Here is a 22,144-nt window from a genome sequence, read left to right as displayed (position 1 = left end):
CAGCGTCGCCGCCAGTCCGACCCCGATCACCAGGCCGACGATCGTGCCGAAGACCGCGGTCAGCACCGACTCGACCACCACCGTCCCGGACAGCTGGAGTCGTCCGAGCCCGACCGCCCGGAGCAGCCCGATCTCCCGGGTCCGTTCGATCACCGACAGCGCCAGCGTGTTCACGATGCCCAGCACCGCGATCACCACGGACAGCCCGAGCAGGGCGTACATGATCACCAGGATCTGATCGACCTGGTCGGCCATGGACGACGTCCACTCGTCCGCGGACATCACGGCCACCACCGCGTACGGCCGTGCGGCATCGGTCAGCTCGGTCCGCAGCGCGTCCAGGTCGGAGCCCGGGGCCGCATGGATCAGCACCAGGTCGGACAGCTGCTGCGTGGCCGGGACCAGGGCGTCCAGCACCGACTGGTCCACCATCCACGGGACGCCGATCACCTCGGTGGACACGATCGCCCCCACGCTGAGCGACCGGTCCCCGATGGTCACCGGGTCGCCGACCGACCAGCCCTCCGCCTCGGCGGTCTCCTGCTTGAGCACCACCGCGCCGTCGTCCAGCGAAGCCAACGACCCGTCGACCACGTCGACCTCGATCGACCGGCCGAACACGCCCTCCGGCATCCCGACCACGTAGCCGGCGGCGCCGTCGACCGGGAGCGGCGCGAACCGCAGCGCGTCCACCACCGCCACGTCCGGCAGCTCGCCGACCTGGTCGATCAGGTCGCCCGGGATCGCCCCGGACTGCTCGCTCAGCACGAAGTCGCCGTCGGTCTGCTGCTGCACGATGTCCCCGACCGAGGTCTTGGCGGACAGCGCGATCACCGACACCGCCCCGACCAGGGCCATCCCGATCATCAGCGCACCGGCCGTGTTGGCGGTGCGGCGCGGGTTGCGCACCACGTTCCCGCGAGCGAGTCGGCCCACCGGTCGCAACAACCGCACCACCGGCCAGGACAGCATCCCGATCACCGACCGGGCCAGCACCGGGGACAGCATCAGCACGCCGATCAGCACCGCGGCCGCACCGACACCGTCCGCGGTCAGCGCCCAGTCCGCCTCGGCCCGGGAGAGTGCGGCACCGACCGCGACCGCGCCGAGCGCGATCAGGACCAGACCACCGACCGCCCGGGGCCGCAGCGACCGTTCGGTGGCGACCACCTCGTCCCGCATCGCCTCGACCGGCGGCACCACCGCGGCCCGGCGGGCGGGCACCGCTGCCGCCAGCACGCTGACCACGGTGCCGACCACTACCGACACCACGATGGTCGCGGCGTCGATCGGCAGGTCACCGGCCAGTTCCATCCCGACCGTCGCCAGCACCGCACGCAGCGCCTGCACCAGACCCAGGCCACCGAGGATGCCCAGCACCGACCCGGCCAGGCCGACGATCGCCGCCTGCCCCAGGATCGAGCCGAAGACCTGCACCGGCGAGGCGCCGACCGCTCGCAGCAGCGCGAACTCCCGCATCCGTTGCCGGACCGCCATCGCGAAGGTGTTCGAGATGATGAACGCTCCGACGAACAGGGCGATCCCGGCGAACACCAGCAGGAACGTCACCACGAAGCCGAGCATGTCGTCGATCTGCGCCTTGACGTCGGCGCGCAGCTCGTCGCCGGTGACCGCCTCGACGCCCGGACCGGTCAACGGCGCCAGCCGCTGCACCAGGGTGTCGGGGTCGACGCCCTGGTCGGCGTAGATCTCCACGTTGCCCACCCGGCCGTCCGGCGCCAGGCGCGCCAGACCGCTGTCGCTGTCCAGCAGCACGATGGTCGCGCCGAGCATCGCCGCGTCGGGGTCGATCGCGCCGACCACGGTCACGTCGGTCAGCTGCCCCGCCAGCACGATCGTGGTGTCGTCGCCGATCGCCAGACCGGAGGAGTCCAGGGTGGCCTGTTCCAACGCGATCTCGGCGGCGTCCCGCGGTCCGCGACCGGTGGTGACCACCCCCCAGTTCGGGTCGTCCGGGTTCCACAGCACCGCCATGCTCGGTGCCTGGGTGCTCCGGACCGCGGTGCCGTCCGCGCCGACCAGCACCACCGGTGCACTCAGCGTCGGCAGCGCCACCGCGACGCCGTCCACGGCCGCCGCCCGCTCCGCCAGGTCCAGCGGGACCGTCCCGCCGCTGTCCACCACCGGGGACCCGCCGTCCTCCGCCGGCGCCTGCAGGTACACGTCGCCCGGCGCCGAGGAGTCGACGATCCCGGCGAAGGACCCGGACATCATCGACCGCAGCGAGAACGTCCCGGCCACGAACGCGACTCCGAGCGCCACCGCGAGCAGCGACAGCAGGAACCGGCCGAGATGCGCCCGGACCGAGCGCCATCCCACCCGGAACATCAGAGCGTCGCCTCGGCCGCGGCCCGCTGGGGCGTCAGCGATCCCAGGGTGGCCAGGACGGTCTCGGGCGTCGGGTCCGCGACCTCGGCCACCAGCCGGCCGTCCGCCAGGAACAGCACCCGGTGCGCGTAGGACGCGGCGGTCGGGTCGTGGGTGACCATGACCACCGACTGGCCCAGCTCGTCCACCGACCGGCGCAGGAAGCCGAGCACCTCTCCGGAGGAGGTCGAGTCGAGGTTGCCGGTCGGCTCGTCCGCGAACACGACCGCGGGCCGGGTGACCAGGGCACGGGCGCAGGCGACCCGTTGCTGCTGGCCGCCGGAGAGCTGACCGGGCTTGTGCGACAGCCGGTCGGACAGACCGACCGCGTCGACCACCTGGGCCAGCTGCGCCTGGTCCACCGGGCGGCGTGCGATGTCCAGCGGCAGGGTGATGTTCTCCAGTGCGGTCAGCGTCGGCACCAGGTTGAACGCCTGGAACACGAAGCCGAGTCGGGTCCGGCGCAGCCTGGTCAGCTCGCGCTCGCGCATCCGGGACACCGGCTCGCCGTCGACGACCACCTCGCCGGAGTCGACCCGGTCCAGTCCGGCCATGCAGTGCATCAGGGTGGACTTCCCGGAACCGGACGGCCCCATGATCGCGGTCATGCGGCCGCGCTCGAAGTCCACGTCCACGCCGTCCAGCGCTCGGACGGCGGCCTCACCTGAGCCGTAGGTCTTGACCAGCCCGCGCGCCGTGGCGATCGCCTCTGTGGTCGTCATGGGGGGTGTCCCTCTTCTCGCACCGCACCTGTGACCGGGCCGGGTGAACCAGGTCACATCGACGGTACTCAGCGCGGACGGCACCGGCCCATCCGGGATCCCCCCGAGTCGACCCCGAATCCTCCCTGGTCCGGGGCCGGATTCCACCCTGACCTGCGCCGTCACTCGCATCGCGCCGGGCACCCAGGACGGATCTACCCTGGTGCCGGGGTCTGACGATGACGTGGTCCTGGCTGCTCGTGCTGGTCGTGCCGACGGCGGTCACCGGCGGTGTCCTCGCCGTGCGCCGGCACCGGCGTCGAGTGGCGGAGGCGCGGGCGCGGTTCCCCGACCCGTTCGACGCGCTGCTGGTGCAGACCCGACTGTCGATCGTCGCCGAGCACCTGCGCCGATTGGAGGACGACCCCCGCGCCTGGGCCCGCGCCGAACGGATCATCGCCGGCCAGCTCGCCTACGACGCCCTGCTCGCGGAGGCGTGCCGGCTCGCCGGGGTGGAGGTGCTGCCCCGGGCGAAGGGTGATCCGTGGGAACGGCTGCGGGAGGAGGTGGAGCTGACCGCGCGCGGCTGGACCTGGTGAACGCGTGCCCGGCCCCGGTCAGCCCGCGATCACCGTCAGTGTCGACGACCCGTCCGCCCGCCGCCGGACCGCGATCCGCTCGGCGATGGCGGACTTCATCGCCTCGACGTGCGACACCAGTCCGACCACCCGGCCACCGGCCCGCAGGTGCCCCAGCTCGGTGAGCACCGCGTCCAGGGTGTGCGGGTCCAGGCTGCCGAAGCCCTCGTCGATGAACAGCGTGCCCAGCTCGATCCCGCCGGCCTCCGCGGTGACGACGTCCGCCAGCCCGAGTGCCAGGCAGAGCGAGACGTAGAAGGTCTCGCCGCCGGACAGCGTGCGGGGAGTGCGGGCGTCGCCGCTCTGGTGGTCGATGATCCGCAGCGCGAGCCCCAGTCGCCGACTGCGCGACTCCCGTTCCTGCGAGGTCGCCAGCTCGAACCGGCCGTCGGACATCTGGCGCAGCCGGTCGTTCGCCGCCGCGACCACGTCCTCGAACCGGCGTTGCAGCACGTAGGTGCCGAGCGAGAGGCCCTGCCCGCCGTCCTGACCGGAGGCGAGCCGAGCCATCCGGGTCACCGGCGCCGCGGCGCGCAGCAGGTCGCCCGCCCGGTCAGCGGCCGCCCTGACCTGGGCCTCCGCCGCCGCACACTGCTCTGTTCGACCGCGGTCGGTCGCCGCGGTCCCGGCGGCGGCGTCCGCGAGCTCCCGGTGCTCGGCGGCTGCGGCCCGGGCCGCGGCGAGACATTCCCGGTCGTCCTCCGGACGCACCGTGCCGACGGCGAGGTCCGCCAGCTCCGGGTCGGCCAGCCCGCTCGCGACCCGGTCCGTCGCGGTCTGCCGGGCGCGCACGGTGGCCTCCAGGGCGGCGAGCGCCTCGGGGCCGAGCTGTCCGGCGCGCGCGGATCCGGCGGCGGCGGCGAGCCGTCGCTCCGGGTCGGTCGACGAGTCGTCGTCCCCCTCCGGCAGGAACCCGTGCTCCGCGAGCGCGGCCCCGGCACGGTCACGCCAGTCGGCGACGTTCGCCTCGGCCGCCGCCACCCGGCCCCGAGCGTCCACCACCGCATCGGCGGCGTCGGCCCGCGCCCGTTCCAGGCCCTGCCGCGCGGCCACGGTCGGGTGTCCGTCCCGCGCCCGCATCACCTCGGCCCGGTCGCGCTCCAGCTCCTGCGCGGCCCGCTCGCTCGCCTGCTCGGCGAGTCGCCGGGCCTCGACGGCGGAGGCCCGCTCGAGTGTCAACGTCTCGGTCGCCCGGTCGTGCTCCCGGACCCGCGACGCACAGCGCTCCTGGTCGGCGTGCGCGGCCCGGGCCTCGTCCAGCTCCGTCGCCGCGACCGCGAGACGCCGTTCGGCGGTGTCGAGGTCGAGCCCGCCGGTCCGCTCCGCGACCGCCTCCGCACGGGTGACCAGCGCGCTCAGCTCCGACTCCGCGTCCCGCAGCCGCCGTTCCGCCGCCGACCGGGCCGCCTCCGCCTCCTGCACCTGGTCCGCGGTGACATGCCCCTCGGCGAGCTCGCGCGGGTGCGGGTGCTCGACGGAGCCGCAGACCGGGCACTCCTGCCCGGGCCGCAGCTCCCCGGCCAGCTCGCCCGCGATCCCGCGGAGCCGGGCGACCCGCAGCGCGGACTCGTGTTCCGCCGCCTGGAGCGCCGCGCGGGCGGCCGCCGACCGTTGGTCCTCGACCCGCTGCTGTTCGACGGCGATCCGCGCCAGCTCCCGCACGGCGTCGCGCACCGCCCCGGCAGCCTTCCAGTTCTGCTCCCGGGCGGTCACGGTGTGTGCCCGGGCCGTCACGGACTCCAGCTCGGTCACCAGGCGCAGCCGTTCCTCGGGCCGGGCCGCGGCCCGCAGGTCCAGCTCGGCGACGGCGGCCGCCCGTCGCGCGGTCTCCGCGGCCAGGTCGTCGAGCGCCTCGGTCCGACGGGCCAGCCCGGACTCCAGATCGACCAGCCGGGTCAGGGTCGCCACCGTCTCGCGAGCCCGGTCCCGCAGCGCGACCAGCCCGTCGGCCAGCGCCGCGCGCAGGTCCGGCGGCACCCGGTCCACCGCCGCGTCACACTCCTTGCGGGCCGCCGCCGCCCGTTCGCGTGCCTCGTCCCAGCCGGCCAGCAGCGGCGCCACCGCGCTCGACCGCCGGGCCAGGTCCCACCGGTCCCGGTCCTGGGCGGCCTGCTCGGCCAGCCCGTCCAGCAACTCCCGCTCGGCGATCAGCGCCACCCAGCGCTCCACCCGGCGCACCCGGTCCGCCGCCGACGTCACCCGCTCCGCCGACTCCTGTGCCCGGACGCCCGCCTCGGTCGCGCGCCGGGACGACTCGGCCGCGGCGGCACGCACCTCGGTCAGTCGACCGTTCACCTGCCGCACCGCCTCGGCGACGTCCTCGGTGACCAACCCCCGCAGCGACTCGACCTCCTCGGCCGGAAGCCCTGCGGCACCGGCGAACCGGTCCACCGCGCCCTGGACGGACTGCCGACCGGCCTCGACCTCGCGCTGGGCGGCCTTGCGGGCCTCGTCCAGCCGGTTCTCCAGCCGGTCGTACACCTCGGTACCGAAGATCCGCTGCAGCAGGATCCGGCGGTGTTCCGGCTCCGCGCGCAGGAAACCGGCGAACTCGCCCTGCGGCAGCACCATGGTCTGGACGAACTGGGTCCGGTCCAGCCCGACGATCGCGGTGAGCTCGGCGCCGGCCTCGTCCAGCCGGGTGGACAGGATCTCCCCGACCGGTTCCCGGTCCGGATCGTCCGGTACCGCGGTGAGCCGCCAGAGCTTGACCGTGCTGTTCTGCCGGATCGTGCCCGACCCGCGCTTCTTGGCCCGGTCGTACGCCGGAGTGCGCCGGACCCGGTACACCCCGTGCGTGGTCTCGAAGCAGAGGTCGACCACGGACTCGGTGTCCTCGTCGGCGAAGGCGCTGCGCAGCCTGTCCTCGCTGGCCGAGGCGGCGGCGACCTTGCCGTACAACGCGAAGACGACCGCGTCGATCACGGTGGACTTGCCGGCCCCGGTCGGTCCCTCCAGCAGGAAGAGCCCACCGGCGGACAGCGCGGCGAAGTCCACGGTGTGCCGCCCGGCGAACGGTCCGATCGCCTGCAGGGTCAGGGAGTGCAGCCGCATCAGGCGCTCCGCTCCGCGGCCATGACCTGCTCGTAGGCCTGCCGCAGCACGTCGGCTTCGGCCTCGGTGGGCGCGGCACCGCCGACGTGTGCGATGAAGTCGGCGACCACCTCCAGCGGGTCACGACCCGGACCGACCTCCGCGCTCCGACCGGCCGACGCGGTCGCGGGCGGCTGGTGCTGGATCACCAGCGCGTGCGGGAACCGGGTCTTCACCCGGCGGTAGAGGTCCTCCGGCCGGAGCGGGTCGGTCACGGTGACCCGCACCCAGTCGTCATCGTGTCCGGGCGAGGACAGCACGTCGTCCAGGCGCCCGGTCAGATCGGTCATCCGGCGCGGGACCGGCGCCGGGATCAGCGTCACCCGGGCGGGTCCGGTCGCGTCCAGCTCGATCAGTGCGGTCGACTTCGCGTGGCGCGCCTCGGAGAACGAGTAGGCCAGCGGCGACCCGGAGTAGCGGATGTGCTCGGCGACCCGCTGTGGCCCGTGCAGGTGACCGAGCGCCACGTAGTCGATGCCGTCGAACACCGCCGCGGGCGCATGGTCGACCCCGCCCACCCGGATGTCGCGCTCGGACTCGCTCGCCTCGCCGCCGACCACGAACGCGTGGGCCAGCACCACCGATCGGACGCCGTCCCGCTCGGCCAGGTCCGCACGCACTCGGTCCATCGCCGCGCCGAGCACCGCCGCGTGCGACCGGGCCAGCACCGCCCCGTCGGGCGCCAGCGTGTGCCGGGCGACGTCCGGGTCCAGGTACGGGAGCCCGTAGACCGCGACCCGCTCCCCGTCGGGTCCGGTGAACAGCACCGGGCGGTCGACCCGGCGCTGGTCGGCCAGGATGCGCACCCGGCCGGTCAGCAGGTCGGCGCCGAAGCCCAGCCGCACCGCCGAGTCGTGGTTGCCCGGGGTCAGCACCACCGTGGTCAGCTCGGCCAACCGGCGGAGCGTGGTCGACAGCAGGTCCACCGCCTCCACCGGCGGGATCGCCCGGTCGTAGACGTCGCCGGCGATCAGCACCGCGTCCACCCGCTGCTCCGCCACCACCTGGACCAGGTGGTCGCAGAACGCCGCCTGGTGCGCCGTCAGGTCCACCCCGTGCAGGGTGCGACCGAGGTGCCAGTCGGAGGTGTGGAGGAACCGCATGCCCTGAAACTAGCGGCAGACGCCGACACGGCCCCGCACTCGGGACATCACCTGGGGACCACCGGCGTGGCGCCCCGTCTGTGGACGGTCGACGGCCGCGTGATCCTCAGACCGCGGCCGCCCGAGAGGCCGCGACGACCGACACCGTTCCGGTCATCACCGCGGTGACGGCCTCGGCCGGAATGGTGTTCTCCAGCTCGAACTCCTGGTCCATCCCGATCAGCGCCAGTCGGTCGATCACCTGACGCTCCGGGTCGCGCAGCGTCACCCGCAGACCGGTCTCCGCCGCCGCCAGGTGCAGCTGCAGCAGGAAGGCCAGTCCGGATGAGTCGATGAAGGTGAGACCGGCGGCGTCGATCAGGATCGGACGGTCGGCGACCAGTGCCTGGGCCATCGACGTGCTGGCATCGGTGCGCAGCGCCCCGTCGACCTCCCCCCACAGTCGGACGAGCGTGCACCCCTTCGACGTCGTCACGTCGATCCCACCGATACGGGTGGAGTCGTCCTTCGGGTCCATCGGTCCTCGGCTCTTTCGGAAGGTGCGGCCGATGGATCATGCCCCCGGTCCGACCGGCCCGCATCCGCTGGCCGCGCCGCCCGGAGACCATGGCGGCCGCCGTTGACACACCCAGCAGAACGCTTGGCGGACGGATCTCGTTCCCCTCGCACGTAACCGGCCGTTGACCTGCACATGAACATCACCCGAGTCGGCCCGTGCCGCCACATCCCCCGGCGGTCCGCACTCACCGGGTCGCACGATCCACCCAGTGACGACACAGCGAGCACTCAAGTTCGCGGCGAAGACACCCAACTCATGTCGACTCGCTTGCCGCGTCGCACCGAGGCGAGAAGCGTCGAGCGCGGCGCCGATCCTGCGACGCCGCGACGGCAAGGAGAGAACAGATGCGCGCTCGTGTGACCAGGGGGCTCGCGGCCTTCACGCTGGTGGGATCACTGCTGACGGGCGGGATGGTCGCCCTCGCACCGGCCGCGACCGCGGACTCGCGGTGCAGCACGGCGAGCCATACCCACGGCGCGCTGTGGTGGAAGCGGACGGACAACTTCCTCGGGCGTCGGGCGTCGTTGGTGCCCGGCAAGACGGAGTACCAGCACACCAACTCGAATCCGGTGAACTGTTGAGTCTGTCGTTCCGCGTCGCCGCACCCGCCGCCGTCGCCGTCGTGATCTGCGCCGGGTGCGGCACCGCGCAGGACACCGCCGACGAGCCGACCCCGTCCCAGATGCCCTGGGTGATGGACGAGGCCTTGAGGCTCTGCGCTTCCGAGAAGCTCGGCCGCGACCTCACGCAGGCCTGGGTCGACGCCGACATCGCGGCCAGCGCCGAGAACGACTCGCGCGACGCGGCGACCGAGTGGGAGAGCCAGCGCTGGATGCGCGCCTACGAGCAATGCGTGTTCGAGGCCGGCGTGCCGGAGATCGACATGACCGACCCCGCGTGGCAGATGCACTACCGCATGGCCTACGCCCTCGACGAGAACGACAACCCCACGATGGACGACCCCCTGGCCCCCTGGCCCGGCGAGGAGAACCCGCCCGGATGAACCGACACGTCGCCGCCCTCACCACCGCGGTCATCCTCGCGCTCTCCGCCTGCGCCGCCGACGATCCCGCGCCCGCCCCGACGCCCACCACTTACACCGCCAGCCCGTTGGCCGAGGCGGTCCCTCTCCTCTCGCTGGGCCAGGACGAACAGGCGCGGATCGACCGGGAGGCCGAACGGCTGATCGCGATCTGCCTCAAGGAGCAGGGCTTCGACTACGACCGGCCGTACGTGGCCGACGATCCGGTGCTCGACGCCGACACCGACCCGGTCGAGTGGGCGGCGCAGTACGGCTACGGCGTGAGCACCCTCGACCTGATCACGCCGTCGACGTCGAGCACTCCCCGGTCGACCGCGGAGCAGGCCGCCTACGACGCCGCGCTCTACGGCGTCGGGACCGAGACCGACGCCGCCTACGACTGGGAGCAGGAGGGCTGCCTGGGCGCGGCGTACCACGAGGCCACCGACGGCGCGGACGAGGTGATGCGCGACGAACGGTTCGCCGCCCTGTTCGAGGCCGTGGACACGGCGCAGATCGAGGTCGACGCCTCACCGGCGGTGCTCGCGCTGCGGTCCGCGTGGTCGGACTGCATGGCCGGCGCCGGATACCCGGAGCTGGCGTCCCCGGTCGCCGCCCGGCAGTCGGTCCAGGAGCAGCTGACGGCGGAGGCCGATCTCGCCGAGCTGCGGGCCCACGAGGTCGCGCTGGCGATCGCGGATCTCGACTGCCGCGAGTCGACGTCCTACGACCGGCGCTATTGCCAGGAGCTCTGGTCCGCGCAGGCCACGGTGGCGGACGAGTTCGCCGAGGAGATCGACGCGCTGACCGCGTCCGCGGGCTGAGATCTCAGCGGTCCGGTTCCGGCTCCGTCACATCCGCCACCGTGGCGCCGAGCACCCGGATCATGTCGTCCGCGTCCAGGGTCGCGCCCACCCCGTGCGCCCCGCCGCCGATCGACACCGTGCGCCCGGGCACCGTCGCATCCGCGATCACCGGCCAGGCGCGCAGCGATCCGAAGGGCGTGATCGTGCCGCGCTCGTAGCCGGTGACCTCCTTGGCGGTGGCGGCGTCCGGCATGGACATCCGCTTCACGCCGAGCAGGTCGCGCAGTTTGGGCCAGGAGATCGACCGGCCGCCGGGCACTAGCACGAACAGGTAGTCGTCCTCACCCCGGCGCACCACCAGGGTCTTGACGATGTCCTCCGGCCGGACGCCCCGCGCGGCGGCGGCCTCGGCCAGCGAACCGACCGGGCCGTGCCGGGTGATGCTGTGCGCGATCCCGGACTCGGCCAGCGCCTGTGCGGCGCGCTCCTCGCTCATGCGCTCAGGGTAGGCACCAGTCGGCCGTCGACGACCGCGACCGTCGCCCCGTGCCACCGTCGCCGCAGCCACCGGTCGTGCGAGGCGACCACCACGGCGCCCGGTGCGGTGCGCAGCGCGTCGCCCAGCTCGTCGGCCAGCGCCAGCGAGATGTGGTTGGTCGGCTCGTCCAGCAGCAGGACGTCCGGGGTCTGCGCGACCAGCAGGGCCAGCACCACCCGTCGGCGCTGCCCGACGGACAGCTCCCGGAGCGGCCGGTCCAGGTCCCGCGGGGCGACCAGACCCAGGTCCTGCAACGGCACGGGGTCGGCCAGCCGCTCGGTGACCAGCTCGTACACGGCTCGCGGCGATCGGTCGTCCTCGGCCAGTTCGACGTCCTGCTCCAGCAGGGCCACCGTGACCCCCTTGGCCCGCCAGGCGGTGCCGGTGGACGGCTCCAGGTCCCCGGCGAGCAGGTGCAGCAGGGTCGACTTGCCCGACCCGTTCGGACCGGTGACGAGCAGCGCCGTGTCGGGGTGCACATCCAGCGCGGGAACGGTGACCCGCCCGGGCACCACCGCGTCCCGGACCGAGACCAGGGTGCCCTCCCGACCGTTCGCGCCGGTCAGCGCCGCCGTGAACCGCAGCTCGCGCGGCGGCTTGCGCACCTGCTCGCGCTCCAGCTCCGTCAGTCGGCGCTGGGCATTGCGCACCCGCCGCCCGACCTGCTGCTGCACGATGTCGCCGTGCCTCCCGTAGGCCATCGTGTTCCGGTCCTGCATCGGGCGGCCGTGCACCACCTGACGGGCCTTGCCGTCCGGCGCCACCGAGGCACGCAGGACGGACAGCTCCTCCCGCTCGGCCAGCCAACGCTGCTCCCACTGCTCCCGGGCGATCCGCTTGGCGGCCCGGAAGTCGGTGTAGCTGCCGCCCGTCACCCGTGGCCCGTCCACGCCGGGGTCGAGGTCGAGGATCTCCGTGACGACCTCGTCCAGGAACACGCGGTCGTGGCTGGCCAGGACCACCGCCCCCGGCAGCTCGGCCAGCGCACCGGCCAGGAAGTCGGCGGCGTCGTCGTCCAGGTGGTTGGTCGGCTCGTCCAGCAGCACCGCCCGCGGGCGTCGCACCAGCACTGCCGCCAACGCCAGCCGCGACCGCTGACCGCCGGACAACGACCCGGAACGACGGCTGGGATCCAGCCCGCCGAGCCCGAGGCCGGCCAGCACCCGCTGCGCGCGGGCGTCCGCGTCCCAGACCTCGGCGGACTCGGCGTGCGCCAGGGCCAGGTCGTACCGGGTCGCGGACTCCGCGGTGCCGTCCGCGAGCGCCGCCGCCGCGGACTCCAGCTCGGCGGCGATCGCCCGGTCCTCCGAGAGCGCCGCACCGATCACGTCGTCGATGGTGTCGTCGGCACCGAACGGGGGCTCCTGCGCCAGGTAGGCCAGATCGGCCGGACGCCCGACCTCACCGGTGTCCGGCTCCTCCACCCCGGCGAGCAGCCGGAGCAGGGTGGACTTGCCGATGCCGTTCTCCCCCACCAGGCCGAGCCGGTGACCGGGATCCACCGCGAAGGACAGATCGGTGAGCACACGGCGGTCGCCGTAGGAACGGGACAGCGCCGTGGCACGCAGGACGGGTGTGGAAGCAGAGGAGGACAGAGGGATCACCACCGGCCGCCGGGCCGCACGAAGGGGCATCGGCGTGAGAGTCAGGACAGGGACTCGGGGCCGGTCAGTTCCACATGGGGACGACGGTAGGACCAGGACACGCGCGGCGTCGACCGGTTATCCGTCCGGGTGTCGATCCGCGGTCATCCCCGGGTCCGATGGTCGTGCCCGTCGGGTCCACGCCCGGACTGACGACGCCACCCCCTCCGCACCGGCACGCTCGAGAAGTCCCCACCCCCGTCGAACAGGAGCCCTGTCATGCCCGCCCCGGACACCGGCCGTCTGGCCGCCCTCGATGTCGCCCGTCTGCTGGCGATCGTCGGGATGATGGCCGCGCACACCATCCTGGCCGTCCTCGGCCCGAGCGGACGGATCGTGGACGGGTTCCCGTCCACCCTGTTCGCGGTGCTGGCCGGGGCGAGTGCGGTGCTGTCCACCCGGCGCTACGTCGGACGACCGCTCGCCGCGTCGGTGGCGCTGGGAACCCGGGGGCTGCTCGTGGTGGTGATCGGGTTCCTGCTCGGGCTGGTGCCGTCCCCCGCGATGGTGGTGCTGGTGTATCTCGGGGTCGCGATGATCCTGGCCGCGGGGTTGATCCACCTGCCGAGCCGGGTGCTGGTCGCCTTCGCCGCGGTGACCGCGGTGGCGGGGCCGTTCGTGACGACCTGGGTCCGGGACGCGCGGCAGCTGGACACGCTCGGTGAGCTGTCCTGGGCGTCGCCGGGCGACTGGGTGACGTCGGTGCTGTTCACCGGCGCCTACCCGGTGCTGACCTGGATCGTGTACCTGACCGTCGGCATCCTGCTGATCAGGGGGTTGCTCGCCGCACGGGCCGCGGGGACGGAGGCGCTGCGCCGGTGGACCGGGCGGGTCGCGCTCGGCTCGGTCCTCGTGGTGGCCCTGGTCGCGGTGGTCAGCGTCGTCTACCGGACCCAGGTCGCCGCCCCGGCGCTGGCGACCCGGGTCGGGTGGACGTCGAGCTGGCGAACTCCCTGCTGACCAGCGCCTCGTTCGGGGTGTCCGGCGGGTACAGCTGGACCAGCGTGCTGGTGGCGACCCCGCACAGCGGGAACGTGGCGGACATCGTGCTCACCTCAGCGGCCGCGGTGCTGGTGATCGCGTTGCTGGTGCGGTGGGAGGCGACCCGGCCGGACGGGTTCCGGGTGCTGCGCCCGCTGGCGTGGGCCGGCGCGGCGCCGCTGACCGTGTACGTGCTGCACGTGGTCGCTCTCGGGGTCGCGCTGCTGACCGTGCCGGCGTGGACGGTCGGGACCACTTGGGGGCTGTGGGCCGGGAACGTGATCGGGGCCCTGGTCGTCGGGGTGCTCACCGTGGGGCGCGGGCGGCGGGGGCCGTTGGAGGCGCTGGTGTCCGGCGGTGCGGGCCGGGCTGCCGCGTGGGTCACCGAGCGCCGGGTCACGCACCGCTAGCGTGGGTCGGGTCGCCTCCGTCGCCTTCGATCCCGCCGCCGACGTCGCGCGCTCGAACCGACCGGAGGACCCTCCACCGTGACCACCCCGACGGGCGACGCCGCCCGCACCCGGATCGCCCTGCTGTGCCAGTTCGCCCTGTTCGGGATCGTGAACGTGTCCTGGACGAGTCGACTGCCGTCCCTGATGGGGGCGCTGGGGATCGATGCCGCGGAGCTGGGACGACTGCTGCTGATCGGCGGGATCGGTTCGCTGCTGGGCGCGCTGTCCGGGGGCGCCGTGGTCACCCGGATCGGGGCGCGGGCCACCCTGCTGGTCGGCGTGGTCGGTCACGCGGTCGGCTTCGGGCTGCTGGCGGTGTCGGTGTTCACCGGATCGGTGCCGTTGTTCCTCCCCGGCGCGCTGATCAACGGGGTGTCCAGCGCGTGGTCGAACCTGTCGATCAACGTCAGCGCCGCCGCGGTGGAGCAACGGATCGGGCGGGCGATCATGCCGCATTTCCATGCGATGTTCTCGGTCGGGGCAGCGCTCGGCGCGCTGATCGCGGCCGGGTTCGCCCGGGCGGGGCTGGGGATCGGACCGCAGGTGGTGGCGGTGATCGCGGCGGGCACGGCGATCCGGCTGCTGCTGATCCGTCCGGCGACCGCGATCACCCTGGCCGGGGACCGGTCCGCGACCAAGGGCCGGGCCGCCGCGGGCGAGGCGCTGTCCGCCTGGCGCGAGCCTCGCACCCTGCTGCTCGGGTTGGTGCTGATGGCGGCCTCGCTCACCGAGGGAACGGCCGGCACCTGGATGCCCCTGGCGGTGGTGGAGGGCTTCGCCGCGCACGAGGACGTCGGGGCGCTGGCCTACGGGAGCTTCGTGGCGGCGATGACGCTGGTCCGGGCGTTCGGCACCCGGCTGATCGACCGGTTCGGCCGGGTGGTCGTGCTCCGGGTGTCGGGCGGGTCGGCGCTGGTCGGGCTGCTGCTGTTCGTCACCGGTCCGACCCTGGCGCTCGCCTGGGCGGGGGTGATCCTGTGGGGCTTCGGCGCAGCGCTGGGGAACCCGATCGCGACCACGGCGGCCGCCGACGACCCGCTGCGGGCCAGTGTCCGGGTGTCGGTGGTCGCCTCGTTCAGCACCGTGACCGCGCTGGCCGCCCCGCCGCTGCTCGGCCTGCTGGCCGCGGAGGTCGGAACCCGCCAGGCACTGCTGGTGGTGGGGGTGTTCATCGTGCTCAGCCTGTCCCTGGCCGGGGCCGCGCGGAGGCAGGTGCCGGACCCCGCGCCCGTACGGACGGCCGCCGCCGACGTGTGATGTCCGCCGCGCGCGAATCCGTTCGCGTGCTCGGCCCGGCAGCGGCGACAATGGGACGTCGTGACTCCCGCCGATCCCACTCCGCCGACCACCACCCCGGGTGGTCCCGTCGGCGACGGTGCCGCGCGGACGGCTCCGGCCGACGGCCGCCCCCGTCGGCGCCGAGGGGGTCGAGGCCGGTCGAACGGGGCCACGACGGGGACCGAGCAGTCGCCGCGGTCGGACCGGCGCCGTGACGACCGCCGGCCCCGGACCGACGACACCGAACGGCGCACCCGCCGCCTGAGCGCGATGGCCGACGCCCGCCGCGCCGTCGTGGTGCCGCCGATCGCCTACCCCGAGCAGCTGCCGGTCTCGGCGCGCCGATCGGAGATCGCCGACGCGATCCGGGACCACCAGGTCGTGATCGTCGCGGGCGAGACCGGCTCCGGGAAGACCACCCAGCTGCCCAAAATCGTGCTGGAGCTCGGCCGCGGCCGGGACGGGCAGATCGGCCACACCCAGCCCCGGCGGATCGCGGCCCGCACCGTCGCCGAGCGGATCGCCGAGGAGCTGGGCACCACCATCGGCGAGCTGGTCGGTTACCAGGTCCGGTTCACCGACGAGTCGTCCGAGCGGACCCTGGTCAAGGTGATGACCGACGGCATCCTGCTCGCGCAGATCCAACGCGACCCGGAGCTGCGGGCCTACGACACCCTGATCATCGACGAGGCGCACGAGCGCTCGTTGAACATCGACTTCATTCTGGGCTACCTGGCCCGGCTGCTGCCCCGCCGGCCGGACCTCAAGCTGATCATCACGTCGGCGACCATCGACTCCGCACGGTTCGCCGAGCACTTCGCGGACGCGCAGGGCGACCGGGCGCCGGTGGTCGAGGTGACCGGGCGGACGTACCCGGTCGAGCTGCGGTACCGGCCGCTCACCCCGGACGACCCCGGTGACCAGCCCAGTGACGGCCCGGACGAGCGCCCCTCCAAGGGACCGGCTCGGCCCCCGCGCGAGGACCGGGACCTGATGACCGGGATCTGCGAGGCGGTGGACGAGCTCGCCGCCGAGGGGCCGGGTGACGTCCTGGTGTTCCTGTCCGGTGAGCGCGAGATCCGGGATGCCGAGGAGGCGCTGCGCGGACACCTGGGCGCACGGGTCACCGACCAGCGCCGACCGGACGCGGTGGAGCTGCTGCCGCTCTACGGCCGGCTGTCCGCCGCGGAGCAGCACCGGGTGTTCCAGGCGCACGGCACCCGGCGCGTGGTGCTGGCCACCAACGTCGCCGAGACGTCGCTGACCGTGCCGGGCATCCGCTATGTGGTCGACCCCGGGACCGCGCGGATCTCGCGCTACTCCAAGGCCACCAAGGTGCAGCGGCTGCCGATCGAGCCGATCTCGCAGGCCTCCGCGAACCAGCGGTCCGGTCGGTGCGGGCGCGTCGCGGACGGCATCGCGATCCGGCTGTACTCCGAGTCCGACTTCGCGTCGCGTCCCCGGTTCACCGAGCCGGAGATCCTGCGCACCTCGCTGGCGTCGGTGATCCTGCAGATGGTCGCGGTCGGGGTGGCGGCCGGACCCGAGGACGTGGCACGGTTCCCGTTCGTCGACCCGCCGGACGTGCGGGCGGTGCGGGACGGCGTGCAGCTGCTGACCGAGCTGAACGCGTTGGAGACCGTGCCCGCGTCCGCTCGCGGGACCCGGCTCACCGACACCGGCCGGGCGCTGGCGCAGCTGCCGATGGACCCCCGACTGGCCCGGATGATCGTCGAGGGCGGTCGGCGGAACGTGGCCCGCGAGGTGATGATCATCGCGGCCGCGCTGTCGATCCAGGACCCACGCGAGCGTCCGGCCGAGTTCCGCCCGCAGGCCGACGCGATGCACGGACGGTTCGCGGACACCACGTCGGACTTCCTGTCGTACCTGAACCTCTGGCAGTACGTCCGGGACGCGCAGCGTGAGCTGTCCGGCTCCGCGTTCCGGCGGCTGTGCAAGGCCGAACACCTGAACTACCTGCGGCTGCGCGAGTGGCAGGACGTGGTCACCCAGCTCAAGGAGCTGGCGAAGCCGCTGGGCATCACCCTCGGCCCGCCGCGCAGCTCCGACCGGGACGCGGACACCCTCACCGCAGCGCGGGAGGACCTGGCCAAGGGCTCGCTGCGCCTGGAGTGGGACGGCGACCGGATCCACGTCGCACTGCTGGCCGGCCTGCTGTCCCAGCTCGGCATGCAGGAGGTCACCGAGGTCCGCAGCACCGGTGCCCGCAAGGACAGCCGGGCCGACCGGAACCGGCCGCGCAACGAGTACCTGGGCGCACGCGGGGCCCGGTTCGCGATCTTCCCCGGGTCGGCGCTGGCCAAGAAGCCGCCGGCCTGGGTGATGGCCGGTGAGCTGGTCGAGACCTCCCGGCTCTGGGGCCGGGACGTCGCCCGGATCCAGCCGGAGTGGGCCGAGGACCTGGCGGCGCACCTGGTCAAGCGCAGCTACTCCGAGCCCTCGTGGTCGAGCAAGCAGGGCGCGGCGATGGCCGTCGAGCGGGTGATGCTCTACGGCGTCCCGATCGTCACCGGCCGCCGGGTGCTGTTCGCCCAGGTCGATCCGGAGCAGGCCCGCGAGCTGTTCATCCGGCACGCGCTGGTCGACGGCGAGTGGACCACGCACCATGCGTTCTTCGCGGAGAACCGGCGGCTGCTGCGCGAGGTCGAGGACCTGGAGGCGCGGTCCCGTCGGCGTGGCCTGGTGATCGACGACGACGCGCTCTTCGACTTCTACGACGAGCGGATCCCGGACACCGTGGTCTCCGCCCGGCACTTCGACCAGTGGTGGAAGACCGCGCGCCGCGAGCACCCCGACCTGCTCACCTTCACCCGGGAGCTGCTGGTCGCGGAGGACGCCGGGGTCGACGAGTCGGACTTCCCGTCCAGCTGGCCGCAGGGTGACCTGTCGCTGCCGCTGACCTACCAGTTCCAGCCCGGCGCGGACGCGGACGGCATCACCGTGCACGTGCCGCTGGTGGCCCTGGCGCGGGTGCAGCCGGACGGATTCGACCGCCTGGTGCCCGGTCTGCGCGAGGAACTGGCCACCGCCACCATCCGTGCGCTGCCCAAGCCGGTCCGGGTGCAGCTGGTGCCCGCGCCGGACGTGGCCCGGGACGTGATCGCCTGGCTGGACGGGCACACCGCGTCCTGGGAGGACACCGTCCGCGCCGGGGACTCCGCCCCGTCGTTCCACACCAGCTTCCGCCAGGCGGTCCGTGCCCTCCGGGACGTCGACGTGCCCGAGGACGCCTTCGACGACGACCGGCTGCCGCCGCACCTGCGGGTCACCTTCCGGGTCGAGGACGACCGCGGCCGGGTGGTCGACGAGGGCAAGGACCTGGCCGTGCTCCAGCGCCGACTGGCCTCCCGCACCCAGGACGCGGTGTCGACCGCCGTCCGCAGCGCCGTCCGGGACGCGATGGCCGACGCCGTGCGGGCGACCGGCACGGACGGACAGCTCACCGCGGGCGAGGCCACCGCCCCGCGACCACCCGCCGCCGCGCCGTCCACCGTCCCGGTCGTGCCCGGACTCACCGACACCGACCTCACGACCTGGCCCACCGGTCTGCCCGACGGTGCCCTGCCGGAGCGGGTCGAGGCCCAGGCCGCCGGTGGCCTCACCGTGCGCGGATACCCGGCCCTGGTCGAGCAGCCGGGTGGAACGGTCCGGGTGCAGGTGCTCGCCGACGCCGGGGAGCAGGCCACCGCCCAGCGCCGCGGTCTTCGCCGCCTCCTGGTGCTGGACGTCGGCCTCGCCCCGGCCCGGATCACCTCCCGGTGGACCGGGCAGCAGGCGCTCGCCCTGGCCACCAGCCCCTATCGGTCCACCGAGGCCCTGACCACGGACATCCAGCTCGCCGCCGCCGACCACCTGCTCGCCGAGCACCTGGCCGGCCGGCCGGCGACCGCGATCCACACCGCTGACGGGTACACCGCCCTGCGCACCCTGGTCCGCGACCGGCTGGAGGACACCGTCCACGACCTGGTCGGCACCCTGGTCCAGGTGCTCACCGCCGCCCGCGACCTGGACGCCGCCATCCGCGGCACCCGGTCGCTCGCCCTGCTCGGCACCGTGCAGGACGTCAAGGACCAGCTCGCCGACCTGGTGCACGACGGCTTTGTCGCGGAGGTGGGCGCCACCCGGCTGCCGCAGCTGCCCCGCTATCTGCGTGCCGCCGCCCACCGCCTGGACAAGGCCGCCGACAACCCCTCCCGCGACGAGCAGCTGGCCTGGCAGGTGCACGACCTGGAGCAGCTGCTCGGGCAGGTCCGGGCGCGGGTGACCTCCCGGACGCCGGTGCCGGCCGATCTGGCAGCGCTGGACGACGTGCGGTGGCTGATCCAGGAGCTGCGGGTGTCGCTGTTCGCCCAGCAGCTGGGGACGCCGGTGCCGGTGAGCGAGAAGCGGGTGCGGAAGGCGCTGGCGGGGATCGGCTGACCGGTCGGCGCGTCGACCTCGCTCCGGCGATCCGTGCGCCGAGGGCGCACGTCCGGGTGACGACGACGAGGCCGGCGGCCCCACCCGTCGGAGCGGGGGACCGCCGGCCTCGGTCGGTCGGGCGGACGTCAGTCGTGCGAGACCCGGGAGTAGTCCTGGTCCTTGGTCTCCTTCGACAGGACGAGCGCGATCAGGGTCAGCACCGCGGCACCGGTGAGATAGACCCCGACGATCCAGGTCGACCCGCTCGCGGCCTTCCACAGCTCCAGGGCGACGATCGGGGCCAGCGCGGCGCCCAGGATCGAGGACACGTTGTAGGCGATCGCCGACCCGGTGTACCGGACGTTGGTCGGGAACAGCTCGGGCAGGATCGCGCCCATCGGACCGAAGGTCGCGCCCATCAGGGTGAAGCCGATCACCAGGAATGCCTGGGCCAGCGCGCCGGTGAACGCGATGTCCTCGCGGACCATCAGGAACACGTCGAAGGTCAGGCCGAAGACCGCGATGCACGACGTCACCCAGATCAGCAGCTTGCGACGACCGATCTGGTCGGCGAGCGGACCGGACAACAGCGTGAAGATGCCGAAGAACACCACGCCGATGACCTGCATCAGCACGAAGTGCACGTACGGGATGCCCAGGCCGTGCGTGCCCGCGTCGGAGGTCTCGGTGGCCGCGGTGCCGTAGGTCAGCGCGAACGTGGTCATCAGGTAGAACAGCACGTAGGTGGCCAGCATGATGAACGTGCCGAGCACCACCGCACGCCAGTGGTGCCGCAGCGTGGTGCCGAGCGGCAGCTTGGTGATCTTGCCGGTCTTCTCCGCAGTCTTGAACGACTCGGACTCGACCAGCTTCAGCCGGACCCACAGGCCGACGATCACCATCACGGCGGAGAACAGGAACGGGATCCGCCAGCCCCAGCTCAGGAACTCCGGCGAGTCCGAGCCGAGGATGCCGTTGATGATCAGGAACAGCGTGTTCGCGATGATGAAGCCGATCGGTGCGCCGGCCTGCGGGAACGTGCCGTACCAGGCGCGCTTGCCCTCCGGGGCGTTCTCGGTGGCGACCAGCGCCGCGCCGGACCACTCGCCGCCGAGCGCGAAGCCCTGGGCCAGGCGCATCACCAGCAGCAGGATCGGGGCCAGCAGGCCGACGCTGCCGTAGGTCGGCAGCACGCCGATCAGGAACGTGGCGACACCCATGGTCAGCAGCGAGGCCACCAGGGTCGACTTGCGGCCGTTGCGGTCACCGAGGTGGCCGAAGAAGATCGCGCCGATCGGGCGGGCCACCATCGCGGCGCCGAAGGTCGCGAAGGACAGCAGCAGCGCGGTGCTGGAGTCGGCGGCGGTGAAGAACAGCTTCGGGAAGACGAGGACCGCGGCGGTCGCGTAGACGTAGAAGTCGTAGAACTCGATCGTGGTGCCGACCAGGCTCGCCGCGATGACGCGGCCGGGAGAGTTCACCGGCTTGGGCGCCAGGGCGGCGGTCTGTGTGGCGGAGATGGACATGTGCGGGCTACTCCCCGGGTCGTGGACGGTTCGCGCACCGGCATCGCAGGTCCTACCGGGCGGGTCCGCGGGGGCGGCGTGGATCGGAGTCGTGCGCGGCTTGCGACAGTAGCCCCGGTGGCGATTTGTCTCAACTGACAGACCACATCTGTCCATCATCTGGAATGTGGGAGGGGTGCGGCACCCTGGGCCCATGACCAGCGACGCCGTCCAGCACCCCGTCTCCGCCGTCACCGCCGACGGGCAGCCCAGCGGGGCACGGTGCTTCGGCGACGGCGACCCGCTGTACGAGCGCTACCACGACGAGGAGTGGGGCGTGCCGGTGCACGGCGACCGCGAGCTCTACGAGCGGATGTCGCTGGAGGCGTTCCAGTCCGGGCTGTCGTGGATCACCGTGCTGCGCAAGCGGGACGGCTTCCGCGCGGCGTTCGCGGACTTCGACCCGGCCGTCGTCGCGGGCTACGACGAGCACGACGTCGAGCGGCTGATGGCCGATGCCGGGATCATCCGGAACCGGGCCAAGATCCTCGCGACGATCGCGAACGCGCAGGCCCTGCTCGCACTGCAGGCAGCGGGTGGCAGCCTCGACGCGATCTTCTGGTCGCACGCGACCCCGGAGGACCAGCGGGTGCGACCGGGCTCGTTCGCCGAGGTGCCGGCGGTCACCCCGGCGTCGACGGCGCTGGCGAAGGAGCTGAAGAAGGCCGGGTTCCGGTTCGTGGGGCCGACGACGGCGTATGCGGCGATGCAGGCGTGCGGGATGGTGGACGACCACCTGGCGGGGTGCCCGGTGGTGCGGGCGACCGACTAGTACCGCGTGATCACGGTGCGGCGGCGAGCGGGGCCTGCGTCATGCCCGATGCAGGCCTCATAAGCGCCGCGGTGCTCCGCACCGTCCTCCCACTCACTCGGCAGCCCGACGAAACCCGTAACCGGGGCTCCTAAGGGCGCGAGCCGCGCAATTCGCCAGATCCTCCGTGCGGCTGTGATCGGGT

At 73.4% G+C, this 22,144-nt stretch carries 17 protein-coding genes; 9 read left to right on the top strand and 8 right to left on the bottom strand.

Features of this window, described 5'->3' with window-relative positions; all coding sequences use genetic code 11:
- Both OGL89_RS11355 and OGL89_RS11350 read right to left on the bottom strand, forming a co-directional pair.
- Positions 1 to 2,349, bottom strand: a 2,349-nt coding sequence (locus tag OGL89_RS11355) for an FtsX-like permease family protein (protein ID WP_263120232.1), incomplete at its 3' end; no start/stop codon positions are given.
- Positions 2,349 to 3,110: an ABC transporter ATP-binding protein gene (locus tag OGL89_RS11350; protein WP_263120231.1), complete on the bottom strand. Its 762-nt coding sequence runs from the start codon at positions 3,108 to 3,110 to the stop codon at positions 2,349 to 2,351. The genes OGL89_RS11350 and OGL89_RS11355, both read right to left, overlap by 1 nt.
- A gap of 218 nt (positions 3,111 to 3,328) precedes the next feature.
- On the opposite strand from OGL89_RS11350, the gene OGL89_RS11345 reads away from it, so the two are divergent.
- On the top strand, positions 3,329 to 3,688 hold the full coding sequence (locus OGL89_RS11345) for a hypothetical protein (protein ID WP_263120228.1): 360 nt from the start codon (positions 3,329 to 3,331) through the stop codon (positions 3,686 to 3,688).
- Between the two features lie 18 nt (positions 3,689 to 3,706).
- Here the strand turns inward: OGL89_RS11345 and OGL89_RS11340 are convergent, their stop codons facing one another.
- The 3 genes from OGL89_RS11340 to OGL89_RS11330 form a co-directional block, all read right to left on the bottom strand.
- Complete coding sequence (locus OGL89_RS11340; RefSeq protein ID WP_263120227.1) at positions 3,707 to 6,781, bottom strand: AAA family ATPase; 3,075 nt, start codon at positions 6,779 to 6,781, stop codon at positions 3,707 to 3,709.
- Positions 6,781 to 7,923: an exonuclease SbcCD subunit D gene (locus OGL89_RS11335; protein WP_263120226.1), complete on the bottom strand. Its 1,143-nt coding sequence runs from the start codon at positions 7,921 to 7,923 to the stop codon at positions 6,781 to 6,783. Before OGL89_RS11335 ends, OGL89_RS11340 begins: the two co-directional genes overlap by 1 nt.
- Before the next feature lie 106 nt (positions 7,924 to 8,029).
- On the bottom strand, positions 8,030 to 8,440 hold the full coding sequence (locus OGL89_RS11330; protein ID WP_263120225.1) for an STAS domain-containing protein: 411 nt from the start codon (positions 8,438 to 8,440) through the stop codon (positions 8,030 to 8,032).
- Positions 8,441 to 8,826: 386 nt separating this feature from the next.
- Here OGL89_RS11330 and OGL89_RS11325 point away from each other — a divergent pair, with 386 nt between their 5' ends.
- Genes OGL89_RS11325 through OGL89_RS11315 form a run of 3 tightly spaced genes read left to right on the top strand, consistent with a single transcriptional unit; the run spans position 8,827 to position 10,327 of the window.
- The gene (locus tag OGL89_RS11325; protein WP_263120224.1) at positions 8,827 to 9,063 is read left to right on the top strand and encodes a hypothetical protein; all 237 of its coding nucleotides are present in this window, start codon (positions 8,827 to 8,829) and stop codon (positions 9,061 to 9,063) included.
- Positions 9,060 to 9,485, top strand: coding sequence for a hypothetical protein (locus tag OGL89_RS11320; RefSeq protein ID WP_263120222.1), 426 nt, complete (start codon positions 9,060 to 9,062; stop codon positions 9,483 to 9,485). Before OGL89_RS11325 ends, OGL89_RS11320 begins: the two co-directional genes overlap by 4 nt.
- On the top strand, positions 9,482 to 10,327 hold the full coding sequence (locus tag OGL89_RS11315) for a hypothetical protein (RefSeq protein WP_263120221.1): 846 nt from the start codon (positions 9,482 to 9,484) through the stop codon (positions 10,325 to 10,327). Before OGL89_RS11320 ends, OGL89_RS11315 begins: the two co-directional genes overlap by 4 nt.
- A gap of 4 nt (positions 10,328 to 10,331) precedes the next feature.
- Here OGL89_RS11315 and OGL89_RS11310 read toward each other — a convergent pair whose 3' ends face one another.
- Entirely contained in the window at positions 10,332 to 10,805 is a 474-nt protein-coding gene (locus tag OGL89_RS11310; protein ID WP_263120219.1) for a YbaK/EbsC family protein, read from the bottom strand.
- Complete coding sequence (locus OGL89_RS11305; protein WP_263120216.1) at positions 10,802 to 12,481, bottom strand: ABC-F family ATP-binding cassette domain-containing protein; 1,680 nt, start codon at positions 12,479 to 12,481, stop codon at positions 10,802 to 10,804. Before OGL89_RS11305 ends, OGL89_RS11310 begins: the two co-directional genes overlap by 4 nt.
- A 228-nt stretch (positions 12,482 to 12,709) precedes the next feature.
- On the opposite strand from OGL89_RS11305, the gene OGL89_RS11300 reads away from it, so the two are divergent.
- The 4 genes from OGL89_RS11300 (at position 12,710) to hrpA (ending at position 19,641) form a co-directional block, all read left to right on the top strand.
- Positions 12,710 to 13,450, top strand: a complete 741-nt coding sequence (locus tag OGL89_RS11300) for a DUF1624 domain-containing protein (protein WP_263120214.1) — start codon at positions 12,710 to 12,712, stop codon at positions 13,448 to 13,450.
- A complete protein-coding gene (locus tag OGL89_RS11295; RefSeq protein WP_263120213.1) occupies positions 13,420 to 13,881 on the top strand; it encodes a hypothetical protein in 462 nt (153 codons plus the stop codon). Before OGL89_RS11300 ends, OGL89_RS11295 begins: the two co-directional genes overlap by 31 nt.
- A 78-nt stretch (positions 13,882 to 13,959) precedes the next feature.
- On the top strand, positions 13,960 to 15,180 hold the full coding sequence (locus tag OGL89_RS11290) for an MFS transporter (RefSeq protein WP_263120211.1): 1,221 nt from the start codon (positions 13,960 to 13,962) through the stop codon (positions 15,178 to 15,180).
- 291 nt (positions 15,181 to 15,471) lie between these two features.
- On the top strand, positions 15,472 to 19,641 hold the full coding sequence (gene hrpA, locus OGL89_RS11285; RefSeq protein ID WP_263120210.1) for an ATP-dependent RNA helicase HrpA: 4,170 nt from the start codon (positions 15,472 to 15,474) through the stop codon (positions 19,639 to 19,641).
- A gap of 128 nt (positions 19,642 to 19,769) precedes the next feature.
- Here hrpA and OGL89_RS11280 read toward each other — a convergent pair whose 3' ends face one another.
- Positions 19,770 to 21,149, bottom strand: coding sequence for an MFS transporter (locus OGL89_RS11280; RefSeq protein WP_263120209.1), 1,380 nt, complete (start codon positions 21,147 to 21,149; stop codon positions 19,770 to 19,772).
- A gap of 193 nt (positions 21,150 to 21,342) precedes the next feature.
- Between OGL89_RS11280 and OGL89_RS11275 the strand changes: the two genes are divergently transcribed.
- Entirely contained in the window at positions 21,343 to 21,960 is a 618-nt protein-coding gene (locus OGL89_RS11275) for a DNA-3-methyladenine glycosylase I (RefSeq protein WP_263120207.1), read from the top strand.
- Positions 21,961 to 22,144: the final 184 nt, after the last annotated feature.

The sequence above is a fragment of the Cellulomonas sp. RIT-PI-Y genome, assembly GCF_025642745.1.
Classification (GTDB): Bacteria; Actinomycetota; Actinomycetes; order Actinomycetales; family Cellulomonadaceae; genus Cellulomonas.
Note: the sequence above shows the minus strand (reverse complement) of the source record. Positions and strands in the feature narration are given on the sequence as shown.

What these genes read in the sequence shown, in the direction of transcription:
- OGL89_RS11350 (WP_263120231.1), bottom strand. Translation starts at nt 3,110, where the DNA reads ATGACGACCACAGAGGCGATCGCCACGGCGCGCGGGCTGGTCAAGACC.
- OGL89_RS11345 (WP_263120228.1), top strand. Translation starts at nt 3,329, where the DNA reads ATGACGTGGTCCTGGCTGCTCGTGCTGGTCGTGCCGACGGCGGTCACC.
- OGL89_RS11340 (WP_263120227.1), bottom strand. Translation starts at nt 6,781, where the DNA reads ATGCGGCTGCACTCCCTGACCCTGCAGGCGATCGGACCGTTCGCCGGG.
- OGL89_RS11335 (WP_263120226.1), bottom strand. Translation starts at nt 7,923, where the DNA reads ATGCGGTTCCTCCACACCTCCGACTGGCACCTCGGTCGCACCCTGCAC.
- OGL89_RS11330 (WP_263120225.1), bottom strand. Translation starts at nt 8,440, where the DNA reads ATGGACCCGAAGGACGACTCCACCCGTATCGGTGGGATCGACGTGACG.
- OGL89_RS11325 (WP_263120224.1), top strand. Translation starts at nt 8,827, where the DNA reads ATGCGCGCTCGTGTGACCAGGGGGCTCGCGGCCTTCACGCTGGTGGGA.
- OGL89_RS11315 (WP_263120221.1), top strand. Translation starts at nt 9,482, where the DNA reads ATGAACCGACACGTCGCCGCCCTCACCACCGCGGTCATCCTCGCGCTC.
- OGL89_RS11310 (WP_263120219.1), bottom strand. Translation starts at nt 10,805, where the DNA reads ATGAGCGAGGAGCGCGCCGCACAGGCGCTGGCCGAGTCCGGGATCGCG.
- OGL89_RS11305 (WP_263120216.1), bottom strand. Translation starts at nt 12,481, where the DNA reads ATGCCCCTTCGTGCGGCCCGGCGGCCGGTGGTGATCCCTCTGTCCTCC.
- OGL89_RS11300 (WP_263120214.1), top strand. Translation starts at nt 12,710, where the DNA reads ATGCCCGCCCCGGACACCGGCCGTCTGGCCGCCCTCGATGTCGCCCGT.
- hrpA (WP_263120210.1), top strand. Translation starts at nt 15,472, where the DNA reads ATGGCCGACGCCCGCCGCGCCGTCGTGGTGCCGCCGATCGCCTACCCC.
- OGL89_RS11280 (WP_263120209.1), bottom strand. Translation starts at nt 21,149, where the DNA reads ATGTCCATCTCCGCCACACAGACCGCCGCCCTGGCGCCCAAGCCGGTG.
- OGL89_RS11275 (WP_263120207.1), top strand. Translation starts at nt 21,343, where the DNA reads ATGACCAGCGACGCCGTCCAGCACCCCGTCTCCGCCGTCACCGCCGAC.